The 16825-nt window shown below is 71.3% G+C and carries 1 protein-coding gene; it reads left to right on the plus strand.

Translation table 11 applies throughout. The annotated features are described in order from the left end of the window. Positions 1 to 12: 12 nt before the first annotated feature. Entirely contained in the window at positions 13 to 16764 is a 16752-nt protein-coding gene (locus NL1_RS01815) for a non-ribosomal peptide synthetase (protein WP_067833415.1), read from the plus strand. Positions 16765 to 16825: the final 61 nt, after the last annotated feature.

A 16825-nucleotide genomic window follows, 5' to 3' on the forward strand; every position in this document is an offset into this window, starting at 1 on the left:
GAATACGCTCGAATGGAAACTGCCCGCCGTTCTACACGTGGTAGTCGTCGCCGCAGGCCAGGTAGTCCACTTTTCGGGCAGCTCCTCACTGCTGCGGTGGAGTCCGCTGCCGATGAGGTGGCGGTGCGCTTCGACCCCGCCAACAATCCCGAGACCGCCGTCGAGCTGACCTATCGTCAGCTGGACGAGGACTCCTCCCGGTTGGCAAGGGAACTGATCGACCGAGGCATCGGCCCCGGCGACGTGGTGGCCATCGGCATCGCGCGGTCCGTCGCCTCGGTGCTCTCGGTGTGGGCGATCGCCAAGACCGGCGCGGCGTACGTGCCGGTTGATCCGGCCTATCCGCCGGACCGGATCGCGCACATAGTCTCCGACTCCAAGGCCGTGCTCGGTCTGACCACCGCGGCGCACCGGCGTGCGCTCGGCACCGGCGTCTACTGGATCGAGCTGGACGACCCCGTGGTGGCCGAGCGCATCCTGGCCAGGGAAGAGTGGCCGATCACCTACGCCGACCGGGTGCGCGCCCTGAACGAGCAACACCCGGCCTACGTCATCTACACCTCCGGTTCGACCGGTAAGCCGAAGGGCGTCGTCGTCACCCACACCGGCCTCGCCGGTCTGGTGGCCGCCGAACGCGACCACTACGGGGTCGACGGCGATTCGCGGGTGCTGCACGTCTGCTCGCCGAACTTCGACGTATCGGTGCTGGAACTGCTGCTGACCTTCTCGGCGGGCGCGACCCTGGTGATCGCGCCGCCGAAGGTGTTCGGCGGCTACGAGCTCGCGGATCTGCTGCGTCGCGAAGCCGTCACGCACATGCTGATCACGCCGGGCGCGCTGGAGTCGGTGGACGCCACCGGACTCGACGACCTGCGCGTCGTGGTGGTCGCGGGCGAGAAGTTCGGCCCGGAACTCGTCGCGCGCTGGGCCGACGGGACCCGCGAGTTCTACAACGGCTACGGCCCGACCGAGGCCACCATCCTCGCCACCAGCACCGCGCCGATGCACCCCGACGAGCCGATCACCATCGGCTCGGCCATCCCGGGTGTCGGCGCGTTCGTGCTGGACACCCGGCTGCGCCCGGTGCCCGCCGGTGTCGTCGGCGAGCTGTACCTGTCCGGCCCCGCGCTGGCACAGGGCTACCTGAACCGGCCGGGACTCTCCGCGGAACGCTTCGTCGCCAGCCCGTTCGGCGCGGAGACCGGACAGCTGGGCTCCCGGCTGTACCGCACCGGTGACCTGGTGCGCCGCAGCGAGATCGACGGCACGATCGAGTACCTGGGCCGCTCGGACTTCCAGGTGAAGATCCGCGGCCTGCGCATCGAGCTCGGCGAGATCGACAACGCGCTGACCGCGCACCCGGACGTCGACTTCGCCGCGACGCTCGGCCGATCGCTGCCCTCGGGCGCGACCGCGCTGGTGTCGTACGTGCTGCCGCGGCACGGCGCGACCGTGGACACCGACGCGCTCACCGCGTTCGTCGGCCAGTCGCTGCCCGCCTACATGGTGCCCACGGCGATCGTGGTGCTGGACGAGATCCCCCTCACGCCGGTGGGCAAGCTGGATCGCGGCGCGCTTCCGGAGCCCGTCTTCGCGGTCAAGGAGTACCGCGCGCCCGCGACCCGGACCGAGGAGATCGTCGCCGAGGTGTTCGCGGCCCTGCTGCTGCCGGACGACCCGGACGCCCGCGTCGGCGCGGACGACGACTTCTTCGACCTCGGCGGCAACTCGCTGCTCGCCGCACAGGCCATCGCGCGGATCGGCACGGCACTCGACACGCGAGTGCCGATGCAGCTGCTCTTCGACGCCTCCACGGTGGCCGGGCTGGCCGCGCAGCTGGAACAGCACGCGGGGTCGGCGCTCGGCCGCGCGCTGGAGCCGCAGCCGCGTCCGGAGCAGATCCCGCTGTCGTACGCCCAGCAGCGCATGTGGTTCCTGAACCGCTTCGATCCGGCCAGCGGGGTCAACAACATCCCCGTCGCCGTGCGGCTTTCGGGCGCCCTCGACGCGACCGCGCTCGGCGCGGCGGTGCGTGACCTGGTGCAGCGGCACGAGGTACTGCGCACCATCTACCCCGAATTCGACGGCGTCGGATACCAGCTCGTGCTGCCTGCCGACGATCCGCGCGCACTGCCGGAACTGATCGCCGAACCCGCCGCGGAGGCGGAGCTGTTCGACCTGGTCGCTGCAGCCGTGGCCGAGGGCTTCGACGTGACCGCGGCAGCGCCGATCCGGTTGCGCCTGTTGGCATTGAGCGAGACCGAGCACGTGCTGGTGTGCGTGGTGCACCACATCGCCGGTGACGGTTTCTCGATGGGCCCGCTGACCCGCGACCTGATGACCGCCTACGCGGACCGCGTCGCTGGTCGCTCGCCCCAGCTGGCTCCGCTCGCGGTCCAGTACGCCGATTTCACGCTGTGGCAGCGTGAGGTGCTGGGTGCCGAGGACGATCCGGAGTCGGTGCTCGCGCAGCAGATCGTGTTCTGGCGGGAGCAATTGGCCGGGCTGCCCGAGCAATTGGAGCTACCCGCGGACCGTCCGCGCCCGTCGGCCGCCTCGTACCGCGGCGACGTGCTTCGCTTCGAGATCGACGCCGAGGTGCACGCCGCGCTCGTCGCGGTGGCCCAGCGCCATCATTCGACGCTGTTCATGGCCGTGCACACCGCATTGGCGGTGCTGCTGGCCCGGCTGTCGGGAACCAGGGACATCGCCATCGGCACGCCGGTCGCCGGCCGCGGCGACGCCGCGCTGGACGATCTGATCGGCATGTTCGTCAACACGCTCGTGCTGCGCAACGACGTCGACCCGGCCGCCACCGTCGATCAGCTGCTCGACGCGGTCCGCCACGGCGACCTGGCCGCCTTCGGCCACGCCGACCTGCCCTTCGAGCGGCTCGTCGAGCTGCTGGACCCGGTGCGTTCGGCGGCGCGGCATCCGCTGTTCCAGGTGATGCTGACCTTCCAGAACCTGGCGCGCACGGAGCTGGCGTTGCCGGGGCTGACGGTGTCCGGTGTGGACATGGCGGTGCCGCTGGCCAAGTTCGACCTGCAGCTCGCGCTGGCGGAGCAGCTGGACGCCAATGGCGCGCCCGCGGGTATCTCGGCCGAGATCACCTACGCCACCGACCTTTTCGACCCGGCGACGATTCGCGGGTTCGCCGACCGCTTCGGGCTGATCCTGGCCGCGATCGCGGGCGACCCCACCGCCGTGATCGGCGACATCGATCTGCTCACGCCCGCCGAGCGCGCCGCCGTGCTCACCGGGTGGAACGACACCGCGCGCCCGGTACCCGCCGCCACGCTGGTCTCGCTGTTCGAGCGCCAGCGCGCCGCGACGTCGTACGCGACGGCGCTGGTGTTCGAGGACGAACGACTGACCTACGCGGAGTTCGGCGCGCGGGTGCACCGCCTGGCCCGGCTGCTGCTCGCCCAAGGCGTCGGCCCCGGATCCCTGGTGGCACTGGCGATTCGGCGTTCCACCGAATTGGTCGTCGCGATGTACGCGGTGCTGGAGGCCGGAGCGGGCTACGTTCCGCTGGACCCGGACCAGCCCGCCGATCGAGTGGACTACGTCCTGGAAACGGCCAGGCCCGCGCTCGTGCTCACCACCGAGCGCGACGGTTTCGGCACCACCGCCGCACCCGTGCTCGCGGTCGACGCGCTCGACCTCGACGGGTTCGAATCGGCACCGATCTCGGATTTCGAACGGGCGCGGCCGATTCGGCCGGGCGACACCGCCTACGTGATCTTCACGTCGGGCTCCACCGGCCGCCCCAAGGGCGTGGCCGTCGCGCACGGCGCGATCGTGAACCGCCTGCTGTGGATGCAGCACGAATACCCGCTCGGCGCGGATGATGTGGTGTTGCAGAAGACTCCGGCGACGTTCGACGTGTCGGTGTGGGAGTTCTTCTGGCCGTTGCAGGTCGGTGCGCGGTTGGTCGTGGCGAAGCCGGACGGTCACCGCGATCCGGTGTACCTGGCCACGGTGATGCTCGAACAGAACGTCACCACGGCGCATTTCGTGCCGTCGATGCTGTCGGTGTTCGTCGCGACGCTGGCGGACGGCGCTGCCGCGCCGCTGTTGCGTCAGGTGTTCGCCTCCGGTGAGGCGTTGCCCGCGCCGACGGCGCAGCGGTTGCGTGAGCTGACCGGTGCGCGTGTGCACAACTTGTACGGCCCGACCGAGGCCGCCGTCGACGTCACCTATCACGAGGTGATCGACACCGACGAGGTGACGGTGCCGATCGGTCGTCCGGTGTGGAACACCCAGGTGTTCGTGCTGGATTCGCGTCTGCATCCGGTCGCGCCGGGTGTCGCGGGTGAGCTGTATCTGGCGGGTGACCAGCTGGCGCTGGGCTACCTGAACCGCAGCGACCTGACCTCCGATCGTTTCGTGGCGAATCCGTACGGTTCGGCCGGTGCCCGGATGTACCGCACCGGCGACTTGGTGACGTGGACCGGTGCCGGTGAGCTGGAGTACTTGGGCCGCACCGACTTCCAGGTGAAGTTGCGTGGTCTGCGTATCGAGCTGGGTGAGATCGAGGCGGCGCTGTTGGCGCAGCCGGGTGTCGCGCAGTCGGTGGTGGTGTTGCGTTCGGATGCGCATGCCGGTGATCAGCTGGTCGGTTACGTTGTCGCCGAACCGGATTCGTCGCTCGACGCCGAGGCGGTGCGCAAGGAGCTCGCGGCGGTGCTGCCCGCCTACATGGTGCCCGCGGCGCTGGTCGTGCTCGACGCCTTCCCGCTCAACCCCAGCGGCAAGCTGGACCGCAAGGCCCTGCCGTCGCCGGTGTTCGGCGGCGGCTCGGAGTTCCGCGCGCCGAGCACGCCCATCGAACAGACCGTCGCCGAGGTGTTCGCGGCGCTGCTCGGTGCGAACGAGGTCGGACTCGATGACGACTTCTTCGCCCTCGGCGGCAACTCGCTGCTCGCCACCAGGGTGGTGGCCAGGCTGAACGCGGCGCTCGACGCGAACATCGAGGTCCGCGAGATCTTCGAGGCCCCGACCGTGGCCGCGCTCGCCGCGCGTGTCGTGCCGGGTGAGCCCGGTGACGCCAGGCCGCCGCTGGTGCCTGTCGTCCGCCCGGAGCTGGTGCCGCTCTCGCTGGCCCAGCAGCGCATCTGGGTGCTCAACCAGATCGATCCGGATTCGGCCGCCTACAACATCCCGTTCGCCATTCAGCTGGCGGGCAGGCTCGACGTGGCCGCGCTCCAGCAGGCCGTGCTCGACGTGCTGGAGCGGCACGAGGCGCTGCGCACCCGCTACCCGGCGGCCGACGTCGGTGAGCTGCCGTACCAGGAGATCCTGACCGTCGCGGACGCGCTGCCCGGCGGGCTCGCGGTGGAGCAGCCGACCGGCATCATGGGCCGGGTCGTGGAACTGATGTCGGCGGGCTTCGACGTCACCGCACAGCCTCCGGTGCGGATCGCGCTGCTCAACGGCGGCGTCGCGGACAAGCACCTGCTCGTCCTCGTGGCGCACCACATCGCCGCCGACGGCGCCTCGCTGGCGCCGCTGGCCCGCGACCTGATGACCGCCTACATCGCCCGCACCGAGGGCGAGGCCCCGGGCTGGGCGCCGCTGACCGTGCAGTACGCCGACTACGCGCTCTGGCAGCGCGCCGTCGTCGGTGTGGTGGACGACGAGGATTCCGTCGCCGCACGGCAATTGGCGTACTGGACCGAGCAGCTCGCCGGCCTCACCGGCGCCGCGGCGCTGCCGCAGGACCGCCCGCACCCGCCCGTGCCGTCGATGCGCGGGGCCTCGGTCGGCTTCCGGCTGCCCGCCGAGGTGCACGGCGAACTCGCTCGCCTTGCGCGGGAACAGAATTCGTCGCTGTTCATGGTGCTGCACGCCGTGCTCGCCGTGCTGCTCGCGCGCCTCACCGGCGACTCCGACGTCGCCATCGGCACCCCCATCGCGGGCCGCGGCGACCGCGCGCTCGACGACCTGGTCGGCATGTTCGTCAACACCCTGACGCTGCGCACGACGGTCGATCCCGACGCCACCTTCGCCGAGCTGGTCCAGGCGGCGCGGGAGACGGATCTGACGGCGTTCGCCAATGCCGACATCCCGTTCGAGCGCGTCGTCGAGACCGTCGCGCCCGGCCGCGCCAGCGCGAACAACCCACTGTTCCAAGCGGTTCTGGCATTCCAGAACCTGGAACGCCCGACCCTGGAGCTGCCGGGGCTGACCGTCGGCGTGCTGGACTCGGAGTCCATCGCGGCGAAGTTCGACCTGCTGCTGAACGTCGAACCGCGCCACCGCGAGGACGGTTCGCCCGCCGAGCTCGCCGCCGTCTTCACCTACGCCACCGACATCTTCGACGAGGCGACCGTGCGTACATTCGCGCGCCGCCTCGCCATGGTGGCCGGTGCGGTCGCGGCCGACCCGCAGCAGCGCGTCGGCGCGCTCGACCTGTTGGAGCCCTTCGAGCGGGACCGGCTGCGCCCCAACCGGATTCCGGTGTCGCGCGAGGTCACGCTGCCGCAGCTGCTGCGCACCGCGGTGCAGACCAACCCGGAAGGCATCGCGGTCGTGGTGGCCGACGCCGCCGAGCAGTACGGCCACCTCAGCTACGCCGAGCTGGAACTGCGCTCGACGCTGCTGGCGCGGCTGCTCATCGACCGCGGCATCGGCCCGGACGACGTGGTGGCCGTTGGCATTCCGCGTTCGGTGGAATCGGTGCTCGCGGTCTGGGCGGTGGCCAAGACCGGCGCCGCGTTCGTGCCGGTGGACACCGGTTACCCGGCCGAGCGCATCGGCCACATGGTCAAGGACTCGGGCGCGGTGCTCGGCCTGACGGTCTCCGACGCCCAGCGCGCGCTGCCGGGGCTCGTCGAATGGCTGCTGCTCGACGACATCGAATTCGTCAGCGGGCTCGCGGTGTATTCGGCCAAGCCGGTCACCGATGCGGACCGGGTGCGGCCGCTGCGGCCCGAGCACCCGGCCTACGTCATCTACACCTCCGGCTCGACCGGCACCCCGAAGGGCGTCGTCGTCACGCACGCGGGTCTCTCGGGCTTCTGCGACGAGCAGCGGGAACGCTATCGGGTGACCCCCGGTTCGCGGACGCTGCACTTCGCGTCCCCGTCCTTCGACGCCTCGGTGCTCGAGCTGCTGCTCGCGGTGGGCGGGGCCGCGACCATGGTCGTCGCCGCGCCGGACGTCTACGGCGGCGCGGGCCTGGCGGAACTGTTGCGGCGCGAGCGGGTGACGCACGCCTTCGTGACGCCCGCGGCCCTCGCCTCCATGGATTCGGCCGGTCTGGACGACCTGCGTGTCCTCATCACCGGTGGCGAGGCCTGCCCGCCGGAATTGGTGCGGCGCTGGGTTGTTCCGGTCGGTCGCGGCATGCGGCAGTTCTTCAACGCCTACGGTCCGACCGAGGCGACGGTCATGACCAACGTGACCTCGTCGATGACGCCCGACGTGCCGGTGACCATCGGCGCGCCGATCCGCGGCGTCGCCGCGTACGTGCTCGACGAGCGGATGCGTCCGGTGCCGACCGGGGTGGCCGGTGAGCTGTACGTCTCGGGTGCGCAGCTGGCGCGCGGGTACGGCGGCCAGTCCGGCCTGACCGCGAGCCGCTTCGTCGCGAATCCGTTCACCGCCGACGGCTCGCGGATGTACCGCACCGGCGACCTGGTGCGCTGGACCACGAAGGGTGATCTGGAGTACCTGGGCCGCAACGACTTCCAGGTGAAGGTGCGCGGCTTCCGCATCGAGCTCGGCGAGATCGACGCGGTGCTCGCGGCCCACGACAGCGTGGACTTCGCCGTCACCGTCGGGCACGAACTCGACGGCGGCACGACGATTCTCGCGTCCTACGTGCACGCCGCGCCGGGTGCGCTGGTGGACGTCGCGACGCTGACCGCGTTCGCCGAAGAGACGCTGCCGCGCCACATGGTCCCGACCGCCATCACCGTGCTCGACGAGATCCCGCTGACCCCGGCGGGCAAGCTGGACAGGCGCGCGCTGCCCGCACCGCAGTTGCAGGTCAAGGAGTTCCGCGCGCCCAGCGGCCCGCTCGAGCAGCTCATCGCCGAATTGTTCGGCGAGGCACTCGGTTCGGAGGAGCCGATCGGCGCGGACGACGACTTCTTCGCGCTCGGCGGCAATTCGCTGATCGCCACCCAGGTGATGGCTCGCCTCGGCAGCGCGCTTGGCGGTCGTCTCGAGGTGCGCGAACTGTTCAACGCCTCCACCGTGGCCGGTCTGGCCGCCCGGTTGGCGCAGAGCGCGGCGGCCGCCCCGGCGCGGCCCGCGCTGGTCGCCGGTCCGCGGCCGGAGATCATTCCGCTCTCGCCCGCGCAGCGGCGCTACTGGTTCCTCAACCAGTTCGACACCGCCGCGTCGGCCGTCGACAACATCCCGCTCGCGGTACGCCTGACCGGCGCACTCGACGTCGATGCGCTCGGCCAGGCGATCGCCGACGTGATCGCGCGGCACGAGGTGCTGCGCACCACCTACCCGGGATCGGACGAGGCGCCACGCCAGATCGTCCATCCCGCGTCGGAACTGCCCGCCGAACTGGTCCCTGTCGACATCGGCGAGGGCGATCTGCACTCCGCGGTGGTCGATTTCGCCCTCACCACCTTCGATGTGACGGCCGAAGTCCCGTTCGCCGTGACGCTGTTCCGGCTGGCGCCCACCGAGCACGTGCTCGCGATCGTGGTGCACCACGTCGCGGCCGACGGCGCCTCGATGAACCCGCTGGCCCGCGACGTCATGACGGCGTACGCGGCCCGAGCCGCGGGCGCGGCGCCGAGTTTCGCGCCGCTGCCGCTGCAATACGCCGACTACGCGCTGTGGCACGACGCGGTGCTCGGCTCCGAGGACGACGCGGAATCCATTGCCGCCCAGCAGATCTCCTACTGGCGCACGGCGCTGGCCGGGCTGCCCGACCAGCTGGAGCTGCCCGCCGACCGCTCGCGTCCCCCGGTGCAGTCCTTCCGCGGCGCTGCGCTGCGCACCGTGATCTCGGCGGATCAGCACGCCGCGTTGCAGGAGCTGGCGCGCGCCAACCACGCGTCGCTGTTCATGGTGGTGCACGCGGCGCTCGCAGTGCTGCTCGCACGCCTCTCCGGCACCGACGACATCGCCGTCGGTACCCCGCTCGCGGGCCGCGGTGAGCGCGAACTCGACGATCTGATCGGCATGTTCGTCAACACCGTGGTGTTCCGCACCAGGGTGCGGCCCGGCGAGCGGTTCGCCGACCTGCTCACCGAGGTGCGCGAGCGTGACCTCGAGGCGTTCGCCAACGCGGACGTGCCGTTCGAGCGCCTGGTCGAGGTGCTCAACCCGGCGCGGTCGACGGCGCGCAATCCGCTGTTCCAGATCGGCCTTTCGTTCCAGAACCTCGCCGAGACCACCTTCGAGCTGCCCGGATTGACGGTCGGCGCGGTGGATTTCGACGCCAGGCTGGCCAAGACCGATCTCCAGCTGACGGTGACCGACCGCTACGCCCCGGACGGGGCACCCGCCGAACTGGTCGCCGACTTCAGCTACGCCACCGACCTGTTCGACGAGGCCACGGTGCAGGGCTTCGCGGACCGGTTCGAGCGGGTGCTCGACGCCGTGATCGCCGACGCCGCCGTGTCGGTGGGCGAGATCGATCTGCTCTCCGCCGAGGAGAACGAGCGAATCCTGCGGTCCTGGAACGACACCGCGCACGCGGTGGACACCGAGGCGACCCTGGTGTCGTTGCTCGACGCGACCGTGGCCGGTTCGCCGCACGCCACGGCGCTCGTCGCCGACACCGCCGCGGGCCTGCGCGACCTGACCTACGCCGAGCTGGATGCCCGGGTGAACCGGTTGGCGCGGTACCTGATCGGTCGCGGTGTGCGTCCGGAGGATCGGGTGGCGTTGGCCATTCGTCGTTCGGCGGATCTGGTGATCGCGATGTACGCAGTAGCCAAGGCCGGTGCGGCGTACGTGCCGATCGATCCGGCGCAGCCTGCCGAGCGGGTGGACTACATCCTGAACACCGCGGCGCCGCGCTGCGTGCTGACCACCGCGGCCGACGGTTTCGCCAGCGCCGCCGCGGAGACGGTGTCGCTCGACGCGCTGGACCTGACGGCTTTCTCGCCCGCGCCGATCGCGGCGGGCGAGCGCAATGGTGTTCTGGTTGCGGCGAATACGGCGTATGTGATCTTCACGTCGGGTTCGACGGGTCAGCCCAAGGGTGTGGCGGTGCCGCACGGTGCGATCGTGAACCAGTTGTTGTGGAAGTCGGCCGAATTCGGTTTGGACAGCGGGAACGTCGTGCTGCTGAAGACCGCGGCCACGTTCGACCTGTCGGTGTGGGAGTTCTGGTCGGCCGCGGTCAGCGGTGGCCGCCTCGTGGTGGCGACCGCGAACGGGCACCGGGATCCGGTGTACCTGAACGGGTTGATGCGTTCGACGGGTGTGACCACGTTGCATGTGGTTCCGTCGATGCTGGACGCGCTGCTCACCGAATCCGAAGGGCGGCTTCCCGAGTCGCTGCGGCGGGTGCTGGCGATCGGCGAGGCGCTGCCCGCCGCGCTGGCCCAGCGGGTCCGCGCGGGCGGCACCGAGCTGTTCAACCTGTACGGCCCGACCGAGGCGGCTGTCTCGATCACCAACCATCCCGTCACCGACGCCGACGCGGGCTCCGTCCCGATCGGCGTGCCGGAGTGGAACAGCCGCGTCTACGTGCTGGATGCCATGCTGCGTCCCGTCCCGGTCGGCGTGCCGGGCGAGTTGTACCTGGCGGGTGCGCAATTGGCGCGCGGCTACTTCGCGCGGCCGGGGCTCACCGCCGACCGCTTCGTCGCCGATCCGATCGCCGCGGCGGTCTCCGGTGAGCCGGGTGCGCGTATGTACCGCACCGGCGACCTGGTGGTCTGGAACGCCGACGGCGAGCTGGAATACCGGGGCCGCACCGACTTCCAGGTGAAGGTCCGCGGCTTCCGCATCGAGCTCGGCGAGATCGATGCCGCGCTCACCGCGCAACCCGGCGTCGACTTCGCGATCACCGTCGGCCGCGAATCCGGCGGACGGGCAATGACTCTCGTCTCCTACGTGGTGCCGGTGAAGGGCGCGCGACTCGATACCGAGGCGCTCGTCGCGCAGCTCGGGCACCAGCTGCCGGAGTACATGGTGCCCGCGGCCGTCGTCGTGCTCGACGAACTGCCGCTCACCTCGGTCGGCAAGGTGGACCGGTCGGCGCTGCCCGAGCCGGTGCTGCCGACTCGCGAATACCGCGCGCCGCGGACGGCGCAGGAAGAGATCATCGCCGCGGTCATCGGCGAGGTGCTCGGCATCGACCGCGTCGGCGCCGACGACGACTTCTTCGCGCTCGGCGGCGACAGCATCGTGTCCATCCAGGTGGTGGCCAGGGCGCGCGCCAACGGCGTGCTGTTCACCCCGCGCAACGTCTTCGAGGCCCGCACGGTGGCGGCGCTCGCCGCGCTCGCGACCTCGGCGTCGTCGGCCGCGGAGGAGCAGACCGGCGAGCTGCCGCTCACGCCGGAAGCCGCGCGCCTGCTCGCGGCCCGGCCCGACGGCGTCGAGGTGCGCGCGATCGTGCTCGACGTGCCCGCCGATCGCCCGGTGCCGATGGTCCGCGCCGCGATCGACGCGGTGCTGCAACAGAACCCGATGCTGTGGGTGCGGCTGTGCCCGGCGGCCGACGGCGTCGCCGCGGCCTTCGATCTGCCCGCCGCGCCGACGCCGGACGACCAGCCGTTCTATCTGCTGGAGGACGCCGCCGCCGTCCCGCTCGACGACGTGGTCCAGGCCGCCGCGCTGGCGCTGGATCCGACGCAGGGACGCAACATCCGGTTCGTCCGGATGGGCCCGGACACGGCCGCACAGCTGGTCGTCGTGGCCAACGGCCTCGTGGTGGACGACCTCTCGTGGCGCATGGTCATCGACCAGCTCACCGCGGGCTGGTCGCGGCACCGCCACGCCGCGCCCGAGGCGACCGAATCCGGTCTCGGCACGGTGCTGCGCGGCCTGGCCGCGAAGGCCGAGGATCCGGCGACCGTGGCCGAACTGTCCTGGTGGCAGCGGACTCTGGCCGACGTGACGACGCAACCGCCTGCGGGAGCCGATCTTTCGATTCGCTCGCGGGTGTCGCTCACCATCACCACCGAAGGGGCTGCGGCGGTCACGACGATGGCGCAGGCCTACCACGCCACCGTCGACGAGGTGCTGCTGACCGCGCTGGCCATCGCTCTGCGCACGGCGGGGCAGGAAAACCTCGCGCGCGCCGCGGGTTCGGTGGTCCGGCTCACCGCCGACGCACGCGACCGCGCGCATTCGGACCTGGTCGGCGGCTTCACCACCGACTACCCGCTGCCGCTGGAGCTTTCCGGCGTCGACATCGCCGACGCGCTGATCGGCGGCCCGGCCGCGGGCGTCGCGCTGGGCCAGATCAAGGAACTGCGCCGCTCGGTGCCCTCCGGCGGCGTCGGCTACGGCCTGCTGCGCCACCTGAACGGCGCGGCGGAACTGCCGGGAGCGGGCCTGATCCGGCTGCGCTACCGGGACCTGCGCCCGGCGAAGATGCACACCGACGCCGCGGCCGAGGACCTGCTGCTCGACATCGTGGTGGAGGCCACCCGCGAGGGACTGCGCGCCAGGTTCGACTTCGCCGCGGCCGCGTGCAGCGCCGATGACGTGAAAACCTTTGCCGAGCACTGGGTCCGGGCTCTCGGCGGCCTCGCCGAACACGCACTGCGTCCCGGCGCGGGCGGCTACACGCCGTCGGACTTCCCGCTGGTGCGGCTCACCCAGTCCGATCTGGACCGGTTCGGCGGCGCGTACCCGGAGCTGGGCGACGTCTGGCCGATGACGCCGCTGCAGTCGGGCATGCTGTTCCACGCCCAGCTCGCCGACGCCTCGATCGACGCGTACATGCTGCAGTTCGTGCTGGATCTCGACGGCACGGTGGACGCGGCGCGGTTGCACGCCGCGGCCCAGGCGCTGCTGGATCGGCACGCGAACCTGCGGGTCGCCTTCGCCGACACCGGCGACGGCCGCTCGGTGCAGGTGGTGCCGGATTCGGTCACGGTGCCGTGGCGCCAGATCGCGCTGAATCACCTCGATCCGGCCGTCGCGGCGAGCGAGGCCGAGCGGATCAAGGCGGCCGACATGGCGCAGCACTTCGACATGCGGACCGCGCCGCTGCTGCGCTTCACGCTGCTGCGCACCGCCACCGATCGGTTCCACCTGATCGTGACCAGCCACCACATCCTGCTCGACGGCTGGTCGGTGCCGCTGCTCATGCGTGAGCTGCTGACCGTCTACGCGCTCGGCGTCCGCTCCCGTCATCTGCCGAAGATCCGGCCGTACCGCGACTACCTCGAGTGGCTGGTCGCGCAGGATCAGGACACGGCGCGGCAGGCGTGGCGCTCGGCACTGGCGGGCATCGCCGAGCCGACACCGCTGGCGGGTGCGGCGAACCACGAGATCTCCGCGGGCATCGGCGAAGTCGACTTCGTCTTCTCGCCCGACCAGACCGCGGCGCTGACCGGTGCGGCGGCGCGCGCGGGCGTCACGGTGAACACCGTGGTGCAGGCCGCGTGGGCGCTGGTCATCGGACGCCTGACCGACCGCGACGACGTGGTCTTCGGCGCGACCGTGTCCGGCAGGCCCGCCGAGCTGGACGGCGTGGAGACCATGGTCGGCCTGTTCCTCAACGCCATTCCGGTGCGGGTGCGCCTCGGCGCGGGACAGACGCTCGCCGAGCTGCTGCGCACGCTGCAGGGCGAGCAGGCCGCGCTGCTGGACTACCACTACCTGGGCCTGAGCGAAATCCAGGACACCATCGGGGTGGACGGGCTCTTCGATTCGCTGGTGGTGTTCGAGTCCTACCCGGTGGACCGGGAGGGACTGCGGCGCGCCAGCGCGATCGACGGCATGAGCGTCAGCGGCGTGCACGTCGCCGACGGCACGCACTACCCGGTGTCGGTCATCGTGGCGCTCGGCGAGCAGCTGCACGTCGAGATCAAGTACCTGCGCGACCTGTTCGACGAGGCCGCCGCGCGGATGCTCGCCGACCGGCTGGCCATGCTGATCGGCGCGTTCGTCGCCGAGCCGCGCGCCAGGGTCGGCGAGGTCGACGCGCTGCTCGCGCAGGAGCGCACCGCGCTCGCCGCCCGCAACGCCACCGAAGTGCCCGAGCTGCTGGACGATTCGACGCTGCTCTCGCTGTTCGACGCCCAGGTCGCCCGCACGCCGAACGCGACGGCGCTGATCTTCGGCAACCAGCGGATCAGCTACGCCGAACTCGACGCCAGGTCGCGGCGGCTCGCGCGGGAGTTGTCCGCGCGCGGCGTCGGCTCGGAATCGCTGGTGGCCGTGGCGATGCGGCGCAGCGTCGACCTGGTCGTCGCGATCTACGCCGTGCTGCGCGCGGGCGGCGCGTACGTCCCCGTCGACCCGGACCATCCGGTCGAGCGCAGCGAGTACGTGCTGGCCGGGGCCGCCCCGGTGTGCGTATTGACCACGGCGCGTACCGGATTCGGCACCGCCACCGGTGTCCCGGTGATCGCGGTGGACACGCTCGATTTCGCCGCGACCGCCGTGCCGATGGCCGAGGCGACCGTGCGGGCCGACAGCGTCGCCTACGTCATCTACACCTCCGGTTCGACCGGTCGCCCGAAGGGCGTGGCGATCACGCACCGGCAGATGGCCAACCAGTTCCGCTGGGCCCAGCGCGCGTACCCGCACGACGGCTCCGACGTGGTGCTGCACAAGACGCCGATCACCTTCGACATCTCGACGTGGGAGTTGTTCTGGCCGTTGCAGACCGGCGCCGCCGTGCTGATCGCCGAGCCCGACGGGCATCGCGACCCGGCCTACCTGGCCCGCGTCATGGTCGAATACCGCGTCAGCACGGTGCATTTCGTGCCGTCCATGCTGGACGCCTTCCTCGACGGCGTCGACGAGGACGTCCACTACCCGGCGCTGCGGCGCGTCTTCGCGGCCGGTGAGGCGCTCTCGGCGGAAACGGCCGAGTCCTTCGCCGCCGGGCTGCCCGAGGCCGAGCTGGTGAACTGGTACGGCCCCGCCGAGGCGACGGTCGTCACCGCGCACCCCGGCCGGGCGGATCGCGGTTCCGCCGTGCCGATCGGCACGCCGGTGGCCAACACCCGGGTGCTTGTGCTCGACCGCCAGCTGCGGCCGGTGCCGCTCGGCGCGGCGGGCGAACTGTACGTCGCGGGTGTGCAATTGGCCCGCGGCTACCACGGCGCCCCCGCGCTCACCGCGGAACGTTTCGTCGCGCACGAGGACGGCGAGCGGCTGTACCGCACCGGTGACGTGGTGCGCTGGCACGCCGCGAGCGACGGTGCGGCACTGGAATACCTGGGCCGCACCGACTTCCAGGTCAAGCTGCGTGGTCAGCGCGTCGAGCTCGGCGAGATCGAGGCCGTGCTCGCCGATCACGACGAGGTGCGCCACGTGGCGGTGTCGCTGGTGCGGCTCGCCACCGGCGACCGGCTGGTGGCCTACGTCGTCCCGGTGCCCGGCTCCGCGGTGGACATCGACGAACTGCTCGCGCACGCACGCGCCGCGCTGCCCGCGTACATGGTGCCGTCGGCGATCGTGCCGCTCACGGCGATGCCGCTCAACGCGAGCGGCAAGCTGGACCGCAGGGCGCTGCCGGAGCCCCAGCTCGCGGCCCGCGCCTACCGCGCACCGGTGACGCCGATGGAGCAGGCCGTCGCCGCGGTCTTCGCCGAGGTGCTCGGCGTGGACACCGTGGGCGCCGACGACGATTTCTTCGATCTCGGCGGCAACTCGCTCGTCGCGACCCGCGTCGTCGGCAGGCTGCGCGGGCTCACCGGCGCCGAGGTGCGGGTGCAGTGGTTCTTCACCGATTCCACGGTCGCCGCGCTGGCCGCCAAGATCAGCACCGCGCAGGAGAACGGCGTCGACTACGCGACCGATTCGGCCGCCGCCCTCGGCCCGCTGCTGCCGATCCGCGGCACTGGCTCCGCCGAGCCGCTGTTCTGCTTCTATCCGATGGCCGGATTGTCGTGGAGCTACGCGGGCCTGGTGCCGCACGTGGACCGGTCGCGTCCGATCATCGGACTCCAGTCGCCCGCGCTCTCCGAGGACGACTACCTGCCCGAGTCGCTCGACGCCATGGCGGCGCGCTGCCTCGCCGAGATCCGCTCGGTCCAGCCGCAGGGCCCCTACCACCTGCTCGGCTGGTCGCTCGGCGGCATCCTGGCGCACGCGGTCGCGGTCCGGCTGCAGGCGGCGGGGGAGCGGGTGGCGCTGCTCGCCATGCTGGACAGCCACCACGACATCGGCGTCGCCGATTTCCGCACCGCGCTGCGCGGTGCGCTCGCCGAGATCGGCATCGGCGCCGACGACCTGCTCGGCGACGGTGACGTCCACGATCTCAGCGATGCTTCGCTGGCCGCGCTGCACGCGACCATCCCGCCGGAGCTCGCCGTGCTGACGCCGGAACGGCTGCGTCGTATCTACCGCAGCGCGGTCCGTTCGTCGGAGCTGATCGCCGAGCACCGGCCCGGCGTGTTCCGGGGCAGGCTGGAGTACTTCAGCGCGCGGATTCTCGGCGAGAACCTGGTGCACGGCATCGACCCGGAGACCTCGGCGAACAAGTGGCAACCGTTCGTCGACGGCGTCGTCGCCGATCACCCGATCCAGGCGACGCACGACCAGATGACCTCGCCGGAGGCGTTCGCCGAGATCGGACCGAGACTTTCGTCACGACTTCCCGGGGCCGGAGACGATCACAATTCAGCTGGTCGGTCATGATGGGGCAACAGCGAGGTAACAATCAACCCTGGTCTGACGACTACATAGGCCGTATGGTCGG

Source organism: Nocardia lijiangensis NBRC 108240 (assembly GCF_001613045.1).
GTDB lineage: Bacteria > Actinomycetota > Actinomycetes > Mycobacteriales > Mycobacteriaceae > Nocardia > Nocardia lijiangensis.

Coding starts and splice junctions, on each gene's coding strand:
- NL1_RS01815 (WP_067833415.1), top strand. CDS start 13: ATGGAAACTGCCCGCCGTTCTACACGTGGTAGTCGTCGCCGCAGGCCA.